We start from the raw sequence: 21267 nt of genomic DNA, 5'->3' as shown, positions 1-21267 counted from the left end.
TCGCTCAGCGCAAGTCGTCGACCATCTTCAGCAGGGTTCCCAGCACCGCCCCGGCCAGCGCCTTGGAGCGCTCGCCCGACCAGCCGGTGCGTGGGTTGGGCGCGTCGTCATGGTCCTTGAACGGCATCTCCAGGGTCAGCGACAGGCAATCATGGGCCTGGCCAACGGCGTTGCAGGCCAGGGTCATGTTGGCCTGGCCCGGTTCGTCGCGGGTATAGCCGTACTGGGTCTGGAAGTCGGGCGTCAGGCTGCACAGGGTGCTGCGAAACTGCTCTTCGAGCTTGGCAATGCGCGGCGTGTAACCCGGGTTGCCCTCGCAGGCCGCGGTGAACACGTGGGGGATTTCCTCGTCGCCATGGGCGTCGACGAAGGCATCGACGCCATGCAGCTTCATCTGGCTCTGGGCGAAGAACACCTCGGGGGTCGATTCGACGCTGGCATCCTGCCAGGCGCGGTTGAGGTCCTTGCCCTTGAAGTTGGTGCGCAGGTGGCCGAGGAAGGCGCCGTCCGGGTTCATGTTGGGGATCAGGTACAGGTCGGCCTTGGCCAGCAGTTGCTGAACAGCGTTGTCGTTGGCCTGCAGGCGGTCGATCACGCCCTCCATGAACCATTCGGCCATGTGCTCGCCGGGGTGTTGCTGGGCGATGATCCACAGCTTGCGTTTGCCTGGCGCACCGTCGCCGGCGCGCAGCAGCGGGATGTCGCGGCCCTGCACGCTGCGCCCGCTGGCCAGCAGCTCGACGCCAGGGATTTGCCCGGCGCGTTCGATCAGCTGGTTGTGGCGGGCGCGGGGGTAGGGCTCGAAGTAGGCGAACCAGGCCTGCGCCTGTTCGGCTTTGAGTTCAAAGCTCAGGGCCTTGCCGTCGAACTGGCTGGGCACCCGGAACCAGGTTTGCTGGTCGTAGGAGGCCACGGCGTGATAACCGCTCCAGGCGTTCTTGTAGGAGGACTGGTGGGCGTTGTCCAGGCTGAAACGATGGACCTGGCCCGGGGTAAGGCCGCTGGCCTTGAAGTGGAACCACTGGAAGTGGTCGCTATGGCTGTCCTTGCGGATGTTCAGGTGGACATGCGCAGGGTCGCTGGCGTCCTTGATCAGGATGTTGCCGGAATCGAAATCGCAGTCGATGTGCAGCGGGGAGCGCGTCACGGTCATTGCCAGCCTCCTGTTGGCGTTGTTGTGAGCGTACTCTACACCGCTTGGCGGTGGGGGTGCGCAACTGTCTTGCGACGCTTGGCCAGGCTGTGGATGAAAAGTCTTGAGGAAGGTCAGGCGAGGCTGTCTTCAACCCAGCATGAACGCGTATCAAGGCTTTTCGTACAAGCCTAGTGTGGTGTTTCACAAATAACGACCACAATTCACGGTGCTTTTTGCGCCCATGCTGCGTTGTCGCTCCTCGCCGTAGCTGGGCTACGACTCGTCGCGACGCCTTGCTTGGGCACAAAAATCACTCGCGAATTATTGATCGTATTTGCAAAACACCACACTAGTTGGTCACCAACAATTCCGGCCCCAGGTAATCGTTGATCTGGTCGATGTCATCATCCCCCAGGCTACCCACCGTCGAGGCCAGGCGCAGGCGCGCCATCAGGTAGTTGAGCTTGGCCTCGAACAGGTCGTGGCGGGCGACGAACAGCAGCTCCTGGGCATTGAGCACATCCGAGTTGGTGCTGGTGCCACCCAGGGTGAAGCCCTTGCGCGTCGACAGCAGCGAGCGCTCGTTGGACGCCACCGCCTTTTCCAGCGCGTGCACGCGCAACGCACCGCTCTGCACGCCGCGGTACTCGCGGGTGGTGCCGCTGATGACTTCCTGGCGGGTGGCATCGAGCTCGTCCAGGGCCTTGGCACTGTTGGCGCTGGCCTGGCGGGTCAGGGCGCTGACGCCGCCGCCGCTGTACAGCGCAATGTTCAGCTCCAGGCCGATCGAGCTGTAGTGGTTGCGCTGATTCAGCTCGGAGATCGACTGGCTCTTGCCCGCGGTGTAGCCGGCGACGAGGTCCAGGGTCGGCCAATGGCCGGCGCGGGCACGCTTGACCTCTTCCTCGGCCAGCGCGTAGTTGTGCCGGCGCGCGTGGATCAACGGGCTGTCGGCCTGGGCCTTGGCCAGCCAGGCCTGCAGGTTGTCCGGCAGCAGCGGCGGGGTGGCGAAGTCGGCCTGCAGGGTGGTCAGCGCGTCGGGGGTTTCACCGATGTACTCGGCGAGCTTGCGCCGGGCGTTGACCAGGTTGTCCTGGGCCTCGATCAACTCGGCTTCGGCCAAGTCGCGGCGGGCCACCGATTCGTCGATGTCGGTGACGGTGCCGTCGCCCAGCTGCAGGCGCCGTCTCGCCGAGGCCAGCTGCTCCTCGAACGCGCCCAGCTTGGCCTTGGCCAGGGTGATGGTCTCGCTGGCCAGGAGCACGTCGAAGTAGCTGTCGGCCAGGCGCACCGCGGCGTCCTGGCTCTTGGCGTCGAACACCGCCACGCTGTAGTCGGCGCGTTGCTGGCCCTGGCGGTACTCGGCCATCTTCTGCTTGTTGAACAACGGCTGGCGCAGGCGCACGTTGGCCCCGGTGGAGTCGTAGTCCAGGTCGTTGTCGATGCCGTTCTGGCGCTGGCTGCCGTTGATCTTGTTGGCGTAGGCCGAAGCGTTGATCTGCGGCAGCAGGCCGGCCTGGCCGATGGCGCGGTTCTCGGCCCCGGCTTGCTGTTCGTGCACGGCGGCGCGGTAGATCGGGCCCTGGTACTGCAGCAGGTCCCAGGCTTGCTTGAGGTCCATGGCGCCCGCCGGCAACGACAGCGCCAGGGCGCACAGGCACAGGCAATGACGGTTCATTTCATTGCTCCTTGAACGCGGCATCCACGCGTTCGAGCATGGGTTTGAGCAGGTAGCTGAGCAGGTTGCGCTCGCCGGTCTTGATGGTCACGGTGGCGGGCATGCCGGGGCGAATGTGGTTGCTGCCCAGCAGCGCCATGCCGGCGCCGGTGACTTCCACCTGGGCCAGGTAGAACGGTTGCTTGCTGTCTTCGTCGAGCAGGCGGTCGGCCGACACGGTCTTGACCCGCCCGGGGATGTTCGGTGTCTGCGCGTGGTTGAAGGCGGGGAAGGCCAGGTCCACCGGCAGCCCGGGGGCCATCTTGTCGATCGCCTGCACCGGGATCATCGCGTCCACCTGCAGCGGCTGGTCGAGGGGGATCACCTCCATGATCTTGCTGCCGGGCTGGATCACCCCGCCGACGGTGGCAATGCCCAGGGCCTGGACCATGCCGTCGATGGGCGAGCGGATCACCGTGTGGGTGACTTCGTAGTCCAGGGCGCGCAGGCGGTCGGCCAGGGTGGTGCTTTCCTTGGCGGTGTCGGTCAGTTGCGACTGCACCTCCTTGAGGTAGTCGTGGCGGCGCTGGAGGATGCGCAGCTTGATCTCGGTGGTCTGGCTGCGCGCCCGGGCGATGTTGTTGAGGTTCTCGGCCTGGCCGGCGGACAGCTCGGCGTTGCTGCGCTCGAGTTCGAGCAGGCGGTTGCGCGGCACATAGCCTTCGGCGGCGAGCATGCGCGTGCCTCGCAGTTCCTGGTCGAGGAAGCTGATCTGCGCGGCGCGGGCGCCATACACCTGTTGCAGGCCCTTGAGCTGCACCGCCGAGGCGGCGAGGTTTTCCTCGAGGATGCCGACCTCGCCGGCCAGGCCGGCGCGGCGGGTGTCGAGCAGGTGTTGTTGCAGGTCCATGGCCGCGCTCAGGCGCGGATCGCCGGCGTAGTGCTCGAGCAGCGCCGGGTCGAAGCGGATGCTGGCGCGGTCGTCGCGCTCGGCCTCCAGGCGGTTCTCCACGGTCTTGCTGACGATGTACTGGGCGCTGACCGCGCCTTGCTCGGCGATGGCGGGCAAGGCATCCAGGCGCACCAGCTCCTGGCCTTTTTGTACCACCTCGCCCTCGCGCACCAGGATTGCCTCCACGGTGCCGCCGGTGAGGTGCTGCACGGCCTTGCGGTTGCTGGTGACCTTGACCGTGCCGGTGGCCACCACCCCGGCATCCAGCGGTGCCAGCCAGGACCACAGGAGGAACCCGCCGAAACCGGCGAGCACCAGCCACAGGCCCCAGCGTGCGGGTTTGCCGACGTCCAGGTCGATCACTTCGCCGGCGTCGGGGCGAATCATCTCGGTGTGCGGGCTCATCTGCATGGTCGGTTACTCCCGTACCTTGACGGCGGCCAGGGGCGCCGCAGCGCCGCCAGGGATGACGCTGGCGGTGCGCAGGGCGGCGAACACTTCGTCGCGGGTGCCGAGCATCTGCACGCCGCCGTCACGCAGCATCAGCACCTTGTCCACGGCGCACAGCACGTTGGGCCGGTGCGAGATCAGCACCACCGTGGCCCCGCGCGCCTTGAGTTCGGCCAGGGCCTCGACCAGGGCCTTTTCGCCGAGGTCGTCGAGGTTGGCGTTGGGCTCGTCGAGCACCACCAGGTTGGGTTCGCCATACAGCGCCCGGGCCAGGGCGATGCGTTGTTTCTGGCCGCCGGACAGCGGGCTGCCGTCGGCGCTCAGGCGGGTGTCGTAACCCTGGGGGAAGCGCAGGATCATCTCGTGCACGCCGCTGCTGCGGGCGGCGCGGATCACCGCGTCGCTGTCCACTTCGGCGAAGCGGGCGATGTTCTCGGCGATGCTGCCCTCGAACAGTTCGACGTCCTGGGGCAGGTAGCCGAGCCAGGGGCCGAGTTCGGCCTTGTTCCAGGTGAAGATGTCGGCGCCGTCCAGGCGCACCTTGCCGGCCTGGGTCGGCCACACGCCGACCAGCAGGCGGGCGAGGGTGGACTTGCCCGAGGCCGATGGGCCGATGACGCCGAGGCTTTCGCCGGGCGCCAGGGCCAGGCTGACCCCGCGCAGGATGGTGTTGCCGGTGCCGGGAGCGCCGGCATACACGTTCTCCACCGCCAGCATGCCCACAGGGCGCAGCAGCGACATGCTCGGTGGGCGCCGTGGGTACTCCTGCAACAGGTCGTTGAGCCGGCCCCAGGCCAGGCGGCAGCCGAGCAGTTGCTTCCACGAGGCGATCACCTGTTCCACCGGGGCCAGGGCACGGCCGGTGAGGATCGAGCAGGCGATCATCATGCCGGGGGTGATCTTGCCCTCGATCGCCAGCAGGGCGCCGGTGCCGAGGATCAACGATTGCAGGGTGATGCGCACGAAGCGCCCGCTGCCGCTGATCAGGGCGGCGCGGTCGGAGGCCAGGCCCTGCATGCGCAGGATGCGCAGGTGGCTGTGGAACCAGCGCTGGCTGATCGCCGGGAGCATGCCCATGGCCTCGATGACCTCGGCGTTGCGCAAGTTGTTGTTGGCGTAGTTGGCCGAGGCGAGGGCGGCGTTGTTGGCTTCGGCCAGGGGCTTCTGCGTGGCCTTCTCGGTCAGCCAGGCCAGGGCCACCAGGATCAGCGAGCCGATCAGCGTGACCAGCCCGAGCAACGGGTGGATCAGGTAGGCCACCAGCAGGTAGATCGGCGTCCAGGGTGCATCGAAGAAGGCGAACAGGCCGTTGCCGGTGAGGAACTGGCGCACCTGCGCCAGGTCCTGCAGGGCCTGCCCGGGGCTGCCGCCGGCCCGGCTCAGGTTGCGTTCGAAGGCGGCGCTGAACAGGCGCCGATTGAGGTCCATGTCCAGGCGGTTGCCAACCCGGATCAGCACCCGGGTGCGAACCATCTCCAGGGTGGCCATCAGCAGGAACAGCCCCACCACCAGCACCGTGAGCATGCCCAGCGTGGTGACATTGCGGCTGACCAGCGCGCGGTCGTAGACCTGCAGCATGTAGATGGCGGGCGTCAACATCATGACATTGATCACGCCACTGAACCCGGCCAAGGCATAAAAACTGTGTCGCAGGCGAAACAGTGCGTCGGCCAGTTCGGAACGGGTAGCTGTTTGCCGGGACATTAGCGCTGACCTCCCTCTACGAAAAACCGGTCGCCGTTGCGGCGGACTGGCTGAAAGCCTCGTGGTTGACGGTCTGCAGGCGGTGTGACGCTCTTTTGGCGCGTTAGCCGAATTCGCTGCGGCGTATTCCACTTATCGGCAGCGTAGGTGGCGTAGAAACATTTTGTAATATCGTTTTGCTCTAAATGATCCTCCAACTTCCTATTAAAAACAGTGAGTTGAGAAGCGTTAGCGATGAGTGAAGTTTTTTATTGACGTAATATTGACAATTTTTTTTGTTACAACTTTAGTCTTATTCAGTTCGTGGGATTTTTTGTCGCGCTGCTGTTGTCCCCTGCGCACCCCGAGCCCCTGCCGACATTCCTGTAGGAGCAGAACATGGCCCGATCCCTGTTCTTTTTCCGAGTGAATGGGTCCTACAGGAAGTTCGCCTCATCCTCGCCCAACCACGGGCCACCCAAGGCCCGCGGCCAGCCACGCCCCAGCGGCTGACGCTGCGTGGCGCGCTTGCGCGCCCGCGTTCGCCTCGCCACGACGTCACCTTCCACCGTGCATGCCTTCGGCCAGACGCGGCGCGCCCGCGTGTGCCCCCACCACAAGATCGAGGTCAAGCCAAATGGCCAATTTCAACAAGTCCGACCTGGAATTCATCCTCAAGCAGATCTTCATTGCCGAGGCCCATGCCAAGGGCATCAGCCTGGTCGAGCTGTTGCCCAACAGCCAGGTGCCGTTCGGCCTGCGCAGCGTCGATGGCAGCAACAACAATCTGGTGGCTGGGCAAAGCGAGTTCGGCGCCTCGGACAATGCCTTCCTGCGCCTGCTGGACGCCCAGTACCGGGCGAGCTACGCCGGCACCGGCACCCTGAGCGACAGCCAGCCACGGGTCATCAGCAACCTGATCGTCGACCAGACCGCGCACAACCCGGCGGCGCTCGAGGCCAACGGCGGCGCCGCGCCGGTGCTCAGCCCCGGTCTGGATGGGGTGTTCGGCACCAACGACGACAAGGAGGTGTTCTTCATCCCCAACGTCTCGCCGGATGCCGGCCTGACCGCCAGCTTCAACGCCTGGATGACCTTCTTCGGCCAGTTCTTCGACCATGGCCTGGACCTGGTGACCAAGAGCAGCAGCGCCTTCGTGTTCATCCCGCTGCAGCAGGACGACCCGCTGTTCAACCCGGCCAGCCCGACCAACTTCATGGTCCTGCCGCGGGCCGTGCGCGACGCCCAGGGCGGGCAGACCAACACCACCTCGCCGTTCGTCGACCAGAGCCAGACCTACAGCTCGCACCCCTCGCACCAGGTGTTCCTGCGCGAGTACGCGCTCAACGCCGACGGCGACCCGGTGGCCACCGGGCGCCTGATCACCAACCGCAGCCTGGGCGCCGACGGCAAGTTCGGCACCCTTGACGACGGCAACGGCGAGAGCGGCGGCATGGCCACCTGGGCGGTGGTCAAGGCCCAGGCCCGCGACGTGCTCGGCATCGACCTGACCGACGCCAACGTGCACAACGTGCCGCTGCTGGCCACCGACGACTATGGCAACTTCCTGCGCGGGCCCAATGGCATGCCCCAGGTGGTGATGCGCGTGGGCAACGGCGCCGACGGCATCGCCGGCACCGCCGACGACGTCACCACCCTGGTCGAAGGCAACCGCGCCGCGCCCATCAGCCTGTTCAACGCGGTGGGCACCGGCCATGGCTTCCTCGACGACATCGCCCACAACGCCGAGCCGGTGTCGCTTGGCGGCGTGCTGCAGGCCGACGGCGACAGCGCCATTGGCAATGCCCAGGTGGTCGGTGCGGGCGGCAACAACCTGACCTACGACAACGAGCTGCTCGATGCCCACTACATCGCCGGCGATGGCCGGGTCAACGAGAACATCGGCCTGACCGCCGTGCACCATGTGTTCCACTCCGAGCACAACCGCCTGGTGCAGCAGACCAAGGACACCGTGCTTGGTGCCGGCGACGTGGCTTTCCTCAACCAGTGGCTGCTGACTCCGGTCGCCGCCATGCCCACCAGCGCGGCCGAAGTCGCCGCCCTGGCGTGGAACGGCGAGCGCCTGTTCCAGGCCGCCAAGTTCGGCACCGAGATGCAGTACCAGCACCTGGTGTTCGAAGAGTTCGCCCGCACCCTGCAGCCGCAGATCGACGAGTTCCTCGCGCCCAACGGCTACGACACCTCGATCAACCCGGCGATCCTCGCCGAGTTCGCCCATGTGGTGTACCGCTTCGGCCACTCGATGCTGACCGAAACCGTCGACCGCTTCGACCCGGCGTTCAACCCGGTGCTGTCCGACCCCGACAACCCCGACCAGCAACTGGGCCTGATCGCCGCGTTTCTCAACCCGCTGGCCTTCGCCGGCAGCGGCGCCACCGCCGACCAGGCCGCCGGGGCGATCATCCGTGGCGTGACCCGCCAGGTCGGCAACGAGATCGACGAGTTCGTCACCGAGGCGCTGCGCAACAACCTGCTCGGCCTGCCGCTGGACCTGCCGGCACTGAACCTGGCCCGTGGCCGCGACACTGGCATCCCCTCGCTGAACGAGGCGCGCCGCGAGTTCTACAGCATGACCGGCGATAGCCAGCTCAAGCCGTACATCAGCTGGGTCGATTTCGCCGACCACCTCAAGCACCCGGCCTCGCTGGTCAACTTCATTGCCGCCTACGGCACCCACGCATCGATCACCTCGGTCAGCAGCGTCGCCGACAAGCGCGCCGCGGCCATGGCCCTGGTGTTCGGCGGCCCCGGCGCGCCGGGCGATCGCCTGGACTTCCTCAACGGCACCGGCCCCTGGAGCAACGTCAGCCGGGCCGGCAAGGACGGGGTGCTGGGCACTGCCGACGACATTACCGGGGTGACCGTCACCGGGGTCGATGCCATCGACTTCTGGGTCGGCGGCCTGGCCGAGGAGAAGATGCCGTTCGGCGGCATGCTCGGCTCGTCGTTCAACTTCGTCTTCGAGACCCAGCTTGAGGCCCTGCAGAACGGCGACCGCTTCTACTACCTGTCGCGCACCGCGGGCCTGAACTTCGGCACGGAGCTGGAGAACAACTCGTTCGCCAAGCTGATCATGGCCAACTCCGACGTCACCCACCTGTCCAACACGGTATTCCTGACCCCGACCTTCACCCTCGAGGTCAATGCCGCCAACCAGTTTACCGGGCTGGGTGACGACGGCCGCGCCGACCCCACCGGCGGCATCATGATCAACGGCGTCGAAGTGGTGCCGCTGGTGATCCGCGACAACCCCGACACGCCGGACCCCGACAGCAACTACCTGCACTACACCGGCGAAGACCACGTGGTGCTCGGCGGCACCGCCGGCAACGACATCATCATTTCCGGCGACGGCGACGACACGCTCTACGGCGATGCCGGCAACGACTACCTCGAAGGCGGCGCCGGCAACGACGCGGTGCTCGGCGGTGCCGGCGACGACATCATCTGCGACTCGTTCGGCGACAACCGCCTGGAAGGCAACGCCGGCAACGACGTGATCGTGGTCGGCAGCATGCTCGCCGCCGGCAACCTGATCCTCGGCGGCGACGGCCAGGACTTCATCGTCACTACCGAGGACATCACCACCACCTTCGGCGGCCAGGGCGATGACTTCATCCTCGGCGCCAAGACCAACCTGCCGCCCACCGGCAACGAGGGCGACGACTGGATCGAGAAGGGCACCCAGGACGGCGCGCCGGGCGACAACTTCGCGCCGCTGCTGACCGACGACGTGGTCGGCAACGACATCTTCGTCGGCGGCGGTGGTTTCGATGAAATGATCGGCGAGGGCGGCGACGACATCTTCGTCGGCAGCGATGCCCAGGACAAGATGGACGGCATGTCCGGTTTCGACTGGGTGACCTACAAGAACGACCAGGTCGGCGTCACCGTCGACCTGAGCCTGGCGGCCCTGGCCCAGCCCCATGGCAACGCGCCGAACCAGAATGCCGGTGTGTTCAACCCGGTCGGCGCCTCGCCGGCCTCGATCCTCGACCGCTTCGCCGAAGTCGAGGGGGTGTCGGGCTCGAAGTTCGCCGACGTGCTCAAGGGCGACGACGTCGATGCGCTGACCATCCTCAACCATGGCGGCACCACCGGCAGCGCGCTGACCAACGTGCAACTGATTCGCGGCCTGGCGCAGTTCCTCGCCGATGCCGGGTTGCCCACCAGCGGCTTCGCCACCGGCAACATCCTCCTGGGCGGCAATGGCAGCGACCTGATCGAAGGCCGCGGCGGCGACGACCTGATCGACGGCGACAAGTGGATCAACGTGCGCATCGCGGTGTATGCCGCCGACGACGTGAACCACAGCGGGCCCGAGATCGCCAGCTTCGACAGCATGGTCGAGATGATCCCGTTCATGCTCGATCGCACCTACAACCCTGGCCAGCTCAAGGCCGTGCGCGAGATCCTGCCGGGCACCTCGAGCGGCGGCGCGGCGTTCGACACGGCGATCTTCTCCGGGGTGCAGGCCGATTACCAGGTTACCCAGGACACCCGCGGCACCGCCGACCTGGCCGACGATGTGTGGACGGTGAGCGACTCGGTGGCCGGGCGCGACGGCGTCGACACCCTGCTGCATATCGAGCGCTTGCAGTTCGCCGACGGCCAGCGCGTGCTGGTGCCGGGGCAGAACCTGCAACCCACCGGCAGCCCGACCGTCAGCGATGGCAACGGCGGGGCGATCACCGTGGGCGACGTCCTCAGCGTGAGCATGGCCGGCGTGCGCGATGGCAACAACGTCGCCCTCGGCAACCTGCAGGGCACCCTGGCCAACACCTCGGTGTCCTACTACTGGCAGTTCGAGGCCGACCCCGGTAGCGGCGTGTTCGAGGACATCATCCTGCTGCCGGCCGGCGACCTGGCGTTCCAGAGCGCCGATGGCACCGCGTTCAAGGTCTCGCCCGACCTGGTCGGCCTGAGCCTGCGGGTCAAGGCGATCTACCAGGACGGCCATGGCACCACCGAGATGCTGTTCTCGGCGCCCACCACGGTGGTGGCGGCCGGCGCCCCGCAGGTGCCCACGGCGGCCACCCCGGTGGTCGATGCCAGCGCCGGCGGCGCCGGCCTGCACATGGTCCGCTCCGACCTCAACTTCATCCTCGCCCAGATCAAGCTCGCCGAAGCCGACGCGGCCGGGCAGGACATCCTCTCGCTGGTCCCCAACATCCGCGCGCCGCTGGGCCTGCGCGCGGTGGATGGCTCGAACAACAACCTGATGAACCTCAATGGCAACGACCACACCGAGTACGGCGCCGCCGACAATGTCTTCCCGCGGCTCACCGACCCGGTGTTCAACCCCGCCGAGGGCGCGCCGGCCGGTTTCTTTGGCCCCGGCTCGCCTGCCATACCGGGCACCTCGTACCAGCAGACCAGCGGCGCGGTGTTCGATTCGCAGCCGCGCACCATCAGCAACCTGATCGTCGACCAGACCGCGCACAACCCGGCCGCCTACGCCAGCGCCTATGACCCTGGCGCCAACGGCAAGCTCGACTTCGGCGCGCCGGGCAGCGACGACGTGCTCAAGGACGGCGTGCGCATCGTCACCAGCCCGGGAATGGACGGCGAATTCGGCAGCAGCGACGACAAGGACGTGTTCCTGTTCGAGAACACCGCCCCGGACGCCGGCCTGTCGGCACCGTTCAACGCCTGGATGACCTTCTTCGGGCAGTTCTTCGACCATGGCCTGGACCTGGTCACCAAGGGCGGCTCGGGCACGGTCTATATCCCGCTGCAACCGGACGACCCGCTGTACGTGCCCGGCGGCCACACCAACTTCATGGTGCTGACCCGCGCCACCAACCTGCCGGGGCCCGATGGCATCCTCGGCAATGGCGACGACATCCACGAGCACACCAACACCACCACGCCGTTCGTCGACCAGAACCAGACCTACAGCTCGCACCCGTCGCACCAGGTGTTCCTGCGTGGCTACGTGCTGACCGACAGCGGCCCCATCGCCACGGGCCGGCTGATCACCAACCGCGACCTGGGCGGCGACGGCAAGTTCGGCACCGGCGATGACCACGAGATCGGCGGCATGGCCACCTGGAAGGTGGTCAAGGCCCAGGCCAGCGATATCCTCGGTATCCGCCTGACCGACGCCGATGTCGACAACGTGCCGCTGCTGGCCACCGACGCCTACGGCAACTTCATCAAGGGCCCCCATGGCTACCCGATGGTGGTGATGAAGGGCGCCGACGGCAAGGGCGGTACCGCCGACGATGTGCTGGTCGAGGGCAACCCGCTGGCGCCGATCGACCTGAGCAACGCGGTGCGCACCGGTCACCAGTTCCTCGCCGACATCGCCCACAACGCCGTGCCGGTGTTCAGCGCAGGCGTACTGGCGCCCGACGCCGACAGCGACGTCGGCAATGCCGTGGCGGTCAACCCGCAGACCGGGGCCAACCTGGCCTACGACAACGAACTGCTGGATGCCCACTACATCGCCGGCGACGGCCGGGTCAACGAGAACATCGGCCTGACCGCCGTGCACGCGATCTTCCATGCCGAGCACAACCGCCTGGTGGCGCAGACCCAGGACACCGTGCTGGAGGCCAACGACCTGGGCTTTCTCAACGAATGGCTGCTCACGCCGGTGCAGGCCTTGCCGACCAGCCAGGCCGAGATCGACGCGCTGGTATGGAACGGCGAACGCCTGTTCCAGGCGGCCAAGTTCGGCACCGAGATGCAGTACCAGCACCTGGTGTTCGAGGAGTTTGCCCGCACCATCCAGCCGCGGGTCGACCTGTTCTTCGCCCCGACCCAGGTCTATGACGTCGACCTCGACGCCTCGATCGTCGCCGAGTTCGCCCACACGGTGTACCGCTTCGGCCACTCGATGCTGACCGAGACCGTCGACCGCTTCGATATCGACTTCAAGACCATCGGCGACCCGGCCAGCAGCGACCCCAACCAGCAACTCGGCTTGATCGCCGCGTTCCTCAACCCGCTGGCCTATGCCGCCAGTGGCGTGACCCCCGAGGAGGCGACCAGCGCCATCGTGCGCGGGGTAACCCGCCAGGCCGGCAACGAGATCGACGAGTTCGTCACCGAGGCGCTGCGCAACAACCTGCTCGGCCTGCCGCTGGACTTGCCGGCGATCAACATCGCCCGTGGCCGCGACGTCGGCATCCCGTCGCTCAACGCCGTGCGCCGGGAAATCTTCGGCCAGACCGGCGACACCCAGCTCAAGCCGTACAGCAGCTGGGTCGACCTGGTGCAGCACCTCAAGCACCCCGAGTCGCTGATCAACTTCATCGCCGCCTATGGCACCCACGGCACCATCACCTCGGCGACCACGCTCGAAGGCAAGCGCGCCGCGGCCATGCTGCTGGTGTTCGGCGACGGTGGGGTGAATGAACCCAGCGACCGCCTGGCCTTCCTCAACGGCACCGGCGCCTGGGCCAACGTCAACCTGGCGGGCAAGGACGGCGTGCTGGGCAATGCCGATGACCTCAAGGGCGTGACCGTCACCGGGGTCGATGCCATCGACCTGTGGATCGGCGGCCTGGCCGAACAGATCACGCCGTTCGGCGGCATGCTCGGCAGTACCTTCAACTTCGTGTTCGAGAATCAGATGGAGAAGCTGCAGGACGGCGACCGCTTCTACTACCTGGAACGCACCGCCGGCCTGTCGATGAACGCCGAGCTGGAAAGCAACTCGTTCGCCAAGCTGATCATGGCCAACACCTCGGCCACCCACCTGCCGGGCCTGGTGTTCTCCGACCCGGGGTTCTACCTGGAAGTGAACAAGGCCAAGCAGTACAACGACGGCCTGGGCAACGTCGATCCGCTGGGCGACAACGGCGAGCAGGTGGTGTTCCGCGACAGCCCGTTGACGGTGGGCCCCGACAGCAACTACATCCGCTACGCCGGCGACCAGCACATCGTGCTTGGCGGCAGCAACGGCGATGACATCCTGGTGTCCAGCGAAGGCGACGACACGGTCTGGGGCGATGGCGGCAACGACCGTATCGAAGGCGGCTATGGCAACGACCAGCTGCGCGGTGGTGACGGCGACGACATCATCAGCGACGTTGGCGGCGACGACAACATCCAGGGCGGCGACGGCAACGATGTGCTGCACGGTGGCAATGGCGTCAACCTGATCATCGGCGGCTTCGGCAACGACTTCATCGTCACCGGCGAGGATGCCTCCGAAGCCATAGGCGGGCAGGGCAACGACTTCATCCTCGGCAGCAAGGCCAACGAGCAGGACATGGGCAACGAGGGCGACGACTGGATCGAGAAGGGCACCTCGGACGGCGCCCCCGGCGACAACTTCGACCCGCTCGGCAACGACCCGGTCATCGGCAACGACGTGTTCATCGGCGGCAACGAGAACGACAAGTTCAACGGTGAGGGCGGCGACGACATCATGGTTGGCAGCCTCGGCTTCGGCGACCGCTACATCGGCGGCTCCGGCTACGACTGGGCGACGTTCAAGGGCCTGGCCCAGGGCGTGACCGTCGACTACAGCGACCGCTTCTTCGATGTGCCGCCGGTCCCTGGCTCCGGCGCCTCGGCGCTGGTGCGCTTCGACATCATGGAGGGCCTGTCGGGTTCGGCCCATGGCGACTTCCTGCGCGGCGACAACGAGGACGCCACCTCGCTGCCCACCGCCGGGGCCAACGGCAGCGTGCTGACCAACATCGGCCTGATCAACGGCCTGGCCAGCCTGCTGCAGCCCGCGGCGACGTTCTACGACGGCGGCAACATCATCCTCGGTGGCAGCGGCAGCGACCTGATCGAAGGCCGCGGCGGCGACGACATCATCGACGGTGACAAGTGGCTGAACGTGCGCATCAGCGTGCGCGCCAACAGCGACGGCACGGGGGCGGAACTGGCGAGCTTCGACAGCATGGAGCCGATGGTGCCGCTGATGCTCAAGGGCACCTACAACCCCGGCCAACTGGTGATCGTGCGCGAGATCCTCACGGGCACCGACAGCTACGACACCGCGCTGTTCTCCGGGATCGCCAACGACTACCGCATCGTCGTCGAGGGCAACACGGTGATCGTCACCGACACCGTGGTCGGCCGCGACGGCGTCGACCGCCTGACCGGCATCGAGCGCCTGCAGTTCGCCGACAGCGCCCAGGCATCCGGGGTCGGCACGGCGCTCAACAACGGCCCGACCGGGCACCTGGCGATCGTCGATGCGGCCACCGGCCTGCGCGACGATACCCCGGTGGCCGGGCAACTGCTGCGGGTCAACAACCTGGCAGTGCACGATGCCGACAACCAGGGCGCCGGCAACCCCAGCGGTGCGCTGAGCGGGCCGGTGTCCTACTACTGGCAGGTCGAGACGATCCCCGGCACCGGCGTCTACGAGGACATCACCTTCGTCGCCGCCGGCGAGGTCTCGCGGGCCATCGGCAGCACCTATCGGGTGGCGGACGACGTCGCCGGCCTGAACATCCGCGTGCGCGCGGTGTACCAGGACGCCAAGGGCACGCTGGAGATCGTCGACTCGTCGGCCAACAACGCGCCCAGCGCGGGGCCGACCGTGACCGGGCTGCTGGCGCAGAACCAGGTGCTCACCGCCAACCCGGCCAGCATCGTCGATGCCGACGGCATCAGCGCCGCGCCGTTCACCTTCCAGTGGCAGACCAACAATGGCGGGGGCTGGGTCAACGCGCCCGGCGCCACGGCCAGCACCTTTGCCCTGGGCCAGGCCCAGGTAGGCTTGAACGTGCGGGTGCTGGTCGGCTACGTGGATGACTTCGGCGTGGTCGAAAGCGCGGCCTCGGACATCCTCGGGCCCGTGGCCAACGTCAACGACGCGCCTACCGGCACGGTGCTGATCAGCGACACCACCCCGGACCTGGGCCAGGCGCTGACCGCGCAGACCGGCGGCATCGCCGACCTGGACGGCCTGGGGGCGTTCAGCTTCCAGTGGCAGCAGGGCCTGGCCGGCAACTTCGTCAACATCCTCGGCGCCACCGGCGCCACCTTCACCCCGGGCCTGCTGCAAGGCGGCCAGCAACTGCGGGTGATCGTGCGCTACACCGATGGCTTCGGCGCCCAGGAGACGCTGACCTCCGCGGCCACCACCGCGGTGCGCCTGCTACCGGGCGTCAACCTGCTGGGCACCGGTGGGGCCAACACCCTCAACGGCAGCGTCGGCAACGACGTGCTCAATGGCCTGGGTGGCAACGACACGCTCAATGGCTTCGGCGGCATGGACCAACTGCTCGGCGGCGCCGGCAACGACACCCTCAACGGCGGCGATGACGACGACATCCTCAACGGCGAGGACGGCAACGACCTGCTCAATGGCGGGCAGGGCGCCGATGCCATGAACGGCGGTGCCGGCAACGACACCTTCGTCGTCGACAATGCCGCCGACACCGTCATCGAGGCCGCGGGGGGCGGGGTGGACCTGGTGCAGACCAGCCTGGCCAGCTACCTGCTGGGCGCCAACCTGGAGAACCTCGCCTACACCGGCAGCGGCGACTTCAGCGGTACCGGCAACGCGCAGGCCAACACCCTCACCGGCGGGGTCGGCAACGACACGCTCAACGGCGGTGCGGGGGACGACCGGCTGGTGGGGGGGGCGGGCAACGACACCTACGTGGTCGACTCGGTGCTGGATGCGGTGGTGGAGGCCGCCGGTGGCGGCATCGACACGGTGTTGACCTCGCTGTCCGCCTACACCCTGAGCGCCAACGTCGAGAACCTGACCTATACCGGTGTCGGCAACTTCATCGGTATCGGCAACGGCTCGAACAATGTGATCAGCGGCGGGGGCGGCAACGACCTGCTCAGCGGCAATGCCGGCGACGACACCCTCAATGGCAACGCCGGCAACGACACCCTCAACGGCGACGGCGGCAACGACCGGCTGTTCGGCGGGCTCGGCGCCGACACCTTGGTTGGCGACGGGGGCGACGACAACCTCGATGGCGGCGATGGCAACGATACGCTCAATGGCGGCAACGGCAACGATACGCTGCAGGGCGGTGCGGGCAACGACAACCTCGATGGTGGGGTCGGCAGCGACCTGCTGGTGGGCGGCGAGGGCAACGACACGGTCCTGGGCGGTGGCGCCAACGATACGTTGCAGGGCGGTAGCGGCGATGACTTCATCGATGGCGGTGCCGGCGACGACACGGTCAGCGGTGGCGCCGGCAACGACTCGCTGGTGGCCAGCAACGGCAACGATATCTTCCAGTTCGCCGCAGGCTTCGGCACCGACCAGGTGTTCGGCTTCGATGCCGCCCCGGCGGGGGGCCAGGACCGGCTGGATATCGTCGCGCTCAACATCACCGCGGCGACCTTCGCCGCCAGCGTGACCATCGCCGATGTTGGCACCGATACCTTGATCAGCTTTGGCGGGCCAGACTCGATCCGCCTGGTCGGGGTCGGGGATGCCGGCACGGTGACGGCGGCGGACTTCATCCTGGCGAGCTGAGGGGCGCCAGGCATGAGCAAGGGGAGCGCAAGGAAGCGCTCCCCTTTGTCGTGCAGGCGTCTGTAGGTGCCGGCCTTGCCTGCGAACAGCGGCATAGCCGCTGCCAAGCGCCTCAATTCACATAGCTGGGCACGGTCCAGGCACCGTCCCTGAACCCCCGGCAGCGCACATAGCCGGCCCGGTAGGTCAGCACGAAGCGCGTGCCGTCCCAGGTCCAGAACGCCCGCTTCATGCAGTCGCCGCGCGGGCTTTGCATTTGCCAGGAAGCAAGGGTGGCCCGCGCGCGGTCGAAGCGGCTGCCGGCCTCGGTCACCAGGCGGGCCAGGTAGGGGGGGCGGTCCTCGGCGACCCAGAACCCGGTCGCGGTGTTGTAGCTGTTGGCCGTGCATTGCGTGCTGACCAGCAACCGCCGCTCATCCAGCCGCTCGATCAGCAAGGGCTCGGCGTGCAGGTCGGGGCAGGGCTGATGGGGCGACAGCGCGGCGGCCAGGGCTTGGCGCAGCGCCGGGTCGTCGGCCAGGCGGGCATCTTCGAGGCGGGTGTCGAGCAGTGGCGGATGGCTGATGGGCGGCGAGGCAGGCTCGGGCCCTGGCACCAGGTCTTCGTCCTCGTCACCGCGCCTGACCGCGGCGCTAGGGGTGCCAAGGCGCTCCTGCAGTTCGTCCATCTTCAGCAGCGCGGCGGTCGCGCCCGCGCCGGACAAGGGCCAGGCGTGCCCGAGCGCATCGACGAAGCGGATCCTGGTGTTGCCCGCCAGGGCATCGACCAGGCGTCGGCTGGCGTACTCGTCGAGCACGAAGTCCCGCGGGCCATGCTCCGTCGCCGGGCCGACCCGCTCATCGTCCAGCACCAGGCTGACCGGGCTGGTCGGTGGGTCGCCGGCCAGGTCGGCGAACAGCAGGTTGGCGCTGAAGGGCGTGCGCGGGCCGGCTTGGCGATTGAGCGCCAGGCTGATGCCGTCGAGGCTGTCGCCGGGTGAATAACCCATGGCCACGCAGGTGCCGGTCCTGAAACACACCAGGTCCCAATCCTTGTGGGAGAACTCGACGCCCTCCCTGGGCACCTGGGCCTGGGCAAGGGTGCCGAGCAGCAGCAGGGGCCAGCACAGCGCGTGCAGTTTCATCCGTGCTCCGCGCAACGCACAGGCCTTGAGCGATTGTCCTGGCACTGTCACTTCACCTGGCCGTTGTACACCACGCTCGCCGAGCCCTCTTTCTTGATCGTCAGGGTGTTGCCTTCGGCCAGGCTCTCGACCATTTCCGAGCAGCCGTCCACCTGCTGCTTGCCATCGACCTGTTCAGCGCTGCTATCGAAGCTGAATACGTAGGTGGAGGCGGGGCAGGCATTACCGCCCTCGCCGGTGGATATCACCAGCACATAGCGGGAGGGGCCGAATGCGTAGGCTTTTTCGAGGGTGACGTACCCCGTGTATTCAGGCTCTTCGACGATGGCCTGCATGAGGTTGATCAGCCCGGCACGGGACGGGTAGTTCAATGCGCTGCCCATGCCCATCCGCTGCAAGGTGAACGGCCCGGCACCGGCATCGCTGACGGGCAATGGCGCATAGGTCACGCGCGGCGCCGCGGGTGCCAATTGGACGGCGGCGGCAGGTTTGCTCAGGGGTGCTTGCTGGGGCTGCGGGTTGACGCACTGAGCGCTTTGGCAGATTCGTTCACCCTTGCAGTCCGTGTCCTTGGCGCATTGGCCGGTGAGCGCAGTGGCCTGTTCGGCCTTGTCGCAGCCGCTTATGGCCAGGGTGAGCAGGGTCAAGGCGAGCAGTCGCTTCATTGACGAAGTCCTTTTCGGGGGATGGCGGCGTGCAGTATCACCAATCCCATGGGGCTTGTCGTGTGCCGAAAGACAAAGGCGACTAGGTCGGGCTGGCGAACACGCCCTCGATAAAGCGCTCGATGGACTGCTGCTCGAGGATCTCGATGGAAAAATGCCCGAAGCGCTTGGGCAGCCAGAGGATACGCGCGCCAGCCGGCGATTGCAGGTCGGCGCGGGCCAGGGGCTGGCCGTTCTCGTCCTCGGGCTGCACGCCGGCAGCCAGCAGTTGGTCGTAGGCCAGCTCGATGTCCGGGGTCGAATAACAGTGGCGGTAGATCATGCCCTCGCCGTGCTGGTCGAGCAGGGTCTTGAGGTTGCCGGCCAGCGGCTGGACCAGCATGAAACGCTCCTGGCCCAGGCGTGCCACCGCGTAGCGCACCAGCAGGCCGCCGCGGTCCCAGACCTGGGTGGTGGAGATCTCGGCACCGAGCATCTGTTGGTAGTAGGCGCAGGCAGTTTCGAGCTGGGCGACCAGTACATCCACGTGGCTGAACTTGAGCTGCATGGCAGGGCTCCTGAAGGGGCAGTCAGTATGCCCGTTGAGCGGAGAGTCGCAAACGGCTGATGTGGCCCTTTGACATCTATCTGCCAGGCGTCTAAACGGAATTAAGGGCCTGTCACCCCCGTGGGGTTCATCATGCCGATACCTGCTCGCGCACCCGCCACCTGTGCCCCGGTGATGCGTTTCCCGGCCCGTCCACCGTGATGCTCAAGCCGTTGCTTCTGGCCGCGTGCCTGCACCTGCAGCACGCGTCGGCGTGACCTTGACCTGGTGAATACGATCATGAAGATCCTGCTGATGCTTTGCGTCTGCCTGTTGGCAGCCTGCGCCCTGAACAAACCCCTGCGTGACGATCAGGTGGTGACCTGCGACACGCTGGTGTCGTGCAGCCACAGCTATTACGAACTGCATACCAAGCCGCGCTACGAGATCGGTTTCGTCGAGTACAGCGAGCGTGGCAACGATTTCTTCCCTGAGCGCACCCAGCAACTGCTCGAGCGCCTCAAGGGTTACTCCGCCGAAGGCGACCTGGCCATGGTGGTCTTCATCCACGGCTGGAAGCACAACGCCGACCCGCAGGATGCCAACGTCGTCAGCTTCACCAAGGCGCTGGCCAACCTGGCGCAGTCCGGTGTGCTGGGCAAGCGCAAGCTGGTCGGCATCTACGTCGGTTGGCGCGGCCTGTCGATGCACGGCCTGGGCAGCGAGAACCTGACCTATTGGGACCGCAAGGCGGTAGCCGAGGAAGTGGGCCGAGGCGGGGTGACCGACCTGCTTACCCAGCTGGAGCAGATCGACCGCAAGGACAGGAACTACCTGGTGATCGTCGGCCACAGCTTCGGCGGGGCCATCACCCTCAGCGCCTTGCACGACCAGTTGCTCGAACGCCTGCATAACCAGCAGCTGGGCAACAAGGTACGGGCCTTCGGTGACGCGGTGATCATGCTCAACCCGGCCATCGAGGCCGACCAGGGGCTGTTGCTCAAGGAGAACAGCCTGAAGGTCGGTGTTTCCGGCGCGCAGGCCCAGCCCTTGCTGTACGTGATCAGCTCGGAAAACGACAGCGCCACCCATTGGTTCTTCCCGCCGGGGCAATGGCTGGGGGTCAACCTGAGCTGGAGCCAGGTGGATCTTCAGCGCCGTTACCGCGGCATGCCGTTCGTCCTGCGCGAGGAGGCGCTGGACACCACGGCGCTCGGCAACTACAGCCTGTTTCACACGGCGCGGATCCGCGATATCGAGCCGGCGCAGGCGAACACCAACGCTGCGGCCAAGACCCTGGAAGACACCAGGTTCGGCGACTGGCAGCTGACCAGCTATTGCACGCCCGATGGCAACAATGGCGGGCCGCAGGTGCAACGCATGCCGTGCTACAGCAACGAGCCGGTCAACTTCATCTACACCTCGAAGTCGTTCATCGGCAGCCACAACGATATCTTTGGCGACCAGGTGATCGCGTTCCTGGCCACGGCGGTGGGCAAGGCCATCTATGAACGTACCCAAGGGCGCGACTACCTCAAGGCCTGTCGCGGGGAAAACGGGTTCCAGTTCGCCGCTTGTTTCGACTATCACTACGAAACGGCCCGGCGCACGCGGCAACAGCTGGAGTGAGCGG

Annotated in this window: 9 protein-coding genes; 2 read left to right on the top strand and 7 right to left on the bottom strand. The window is 66.8% G+C overall.

What is annotated here, in order from left to right; genetic code table 11:
• Positions 1-4: 4 nt before the first annotated feature.
• The 4 genes from KSS95_RS18105 to KSS95_RS18090 form a co-directional block, all read right to left on the bottom strand.
• Positions 5-1153: a M14 family metallopeptidase gene (locus KSS95_RS18105; RefSeq protein ID WP_217848450.1), complete on the bottom strand. Its 1149-nt coding sequence runs from the start codon at positions 1151-1153 to the stop codon at positions 5-7.
• A gap of 331 nt (positions 1154-1484) precedes the next feature.
• A complete protein-coding gene (locus KSS95_RS18100) occupies positions 1485-2813 on the bottom strand; it encodes a TolC family outer membrane protein (RefSeq protein ID WP_217848449.1) in 1329 nt (442 codons plus the stop codon).
• Position 2814: 1 nt separating this feature from the next.
• Complete coding sequence (locus tag KSS95_RS18095; RefSeq protein WP_217848447.1) at positions 2815-4155, bottom strand: HlyD family type I secretion periplasmic adaptor subunit; 1341 nt, start codon at positions 4153-4155, stop codon at positions 2815-2817.
• A 6-nt stretch (positions 4156-4161) separates the two neighbouring features.
• Entirely contained in the window at positions 4162-5898 is a 1737-nt protein-coding gene (locus KSS95_RS18090) for a type I secretion system permease/ATPase (protein ID WP_217848445.1), read from the bottom strand.
• A gap of 616 nt (positions 5899-6514) precedes the next feature.
• Between KSS95_RS18090 and KSS95_RS18085 the strand changes: the two genes are divergently transcribed.
• Positions 6515-17320, top strand: coding sequence for a peroxidase family protein (locus KSS95_RS18085; protein ID WP_217848443.1), 10806 nt, complete (start codon positions 6515-6517; stop codon positions 17318-17320).
• Between the two features lie 112 nt (positions 17321-17432).
• On the opposite strand, the gene KSS95_RS18080 is transcribed toward KSS95_RS18085, so the two are convergent.
• The 3 genes from KSS95_RS18080 to KSS95_RS18070 form a co-directional block, all read right to left on the bottom strand.
• A complete protein-coding gene (locus tag KSS95_RS18080) occupies positions 17433-18443 on the bottom strand; it encodes a DUF1176 domain-containing protein (RefSeq protein WP_217848441.1) in 1011 nt (336 codons plus the stop codon).
• 47 nt (positions 18444-18490) lie between these two features.
• On the bottom strand, positions 18491-19108 hold the full coding sequence (locus tag KSS95_RS18075) for a hypothetical protein (protein ID WP_217848439.1): 618 nt from the start codon (positions 19106-19108) through the stop codon (positions 18491-18493).
• An 82-nt stretch (positions 19109-19190) separates the two neighbouring features.
• Positions 19191-19655 carry a VOC family protein gene (locus tag KSS95_RS18070; protein WP_217848437.1) on the bottom strand — a complete coding sequence of 155 codons (465 nt, stop codon included), beginning with the start codon at positions 19653-19655 and terminating at the stop codon, positions 19191-19193.
• A 279-nt stretch (positions 19656-19934) separates the two neighbouring features.
• Here KSS95_RS18070 and KSS95_RS18065 point away from each other — a divergent pair, with 279 nt between their 5' ends.
• A complete protein-coding gene (locus KSS95_RS18065) occupies positions 19935-21263 on the top strand; it encodes an alpha/beta fold hydrolase (RefSeq protein ID WP_217848435.1) in 1329 nt (442 codons plus the stop codon).
• The last annotated feature ends 4 nt before the right edge of the window (positions 21264-21267 follow it).

This window comes from Pseudomonas muyukensis (assembly GCF_019139535.1).
Lineage (GTDB): Bacteria > Pseudomonadota > Gammaproteobacteria > Pseudomonadales > Pseudomonadaceae > Aquipseudomonas > Aquipseudomonas muyukensis.
Note: the sequence above shows the minus strand (reverse complement) of the source record. Positions and strands in the feature narration are given on the sequence as shown.

Bases quoted from the DNA above. Each gene is read 5' to 3' on its own strand.
- KSS95_RS18105 (WP_217848450.1), bottom strand. From the start codon at position 1,153: ATGACCGTGACGCGCTCCCCGCTGCACATCGACTGCGATTTCGATTCC.
- KSS95_RS18100 (WP_217848449.1), bottom strand. From the start codon at position 2,813: ATGAACCGTCATTGCCTGTGCCTGTGCGCCCTGGCGCTGTCGTTGCCG.
- KSS95_RS18095 (WP_217848447.1), bottom strand. From the start codon at position 4,155: ATGCAGATGAGCCCGCACACCGAGATGATTCGCCCCGACGCCGGCGAA.
- KSS95_RS18090 (WP_217848445.1), bottom strand. From the start codon at position 5,898: ATGTCCCGGCAAACAGCTACCCGTTCCGAACTGGCCGACGCACTGTTT.
- KSS95_RS18085 (WP_217848443.1), top strand. From the start codon at position 6,515: ATGGCCAATTTCAACAAGTCCGACCTGGAATTCATCCTCAAGCAGATC.
- KSS95_RS18080 (WP_217848441.1), bottom strand. From the start codon at position 18,443: ATGAAACTGCACGCGCTGTGCTGGCCCCTGCTGCTGCTCGGCACCCTT.
- KSS95_RS18075 (WP_217848439.1), bottom strand. From the start codon at position 19,108: ATGAAGCGACTGCTCGCCTTGACCCTGCTCACCCTGGCCATAAGCGGC.
- KSS95_RS18070 (WP_217848437.1), bottom strand. From the start codon at position 19,655: ATGCAGCTCAAGTTCAGCCACGTGGATGTACTGGTCGCCCAGCTCGAA.
- KSS95_RS18065 (WP_217848435.1), top strand. From the start codon at position 19,935: ATGAAGATCCTGCTGATGCTTTGCGTCTGCCTGTTGGCAGCCTGCGCC.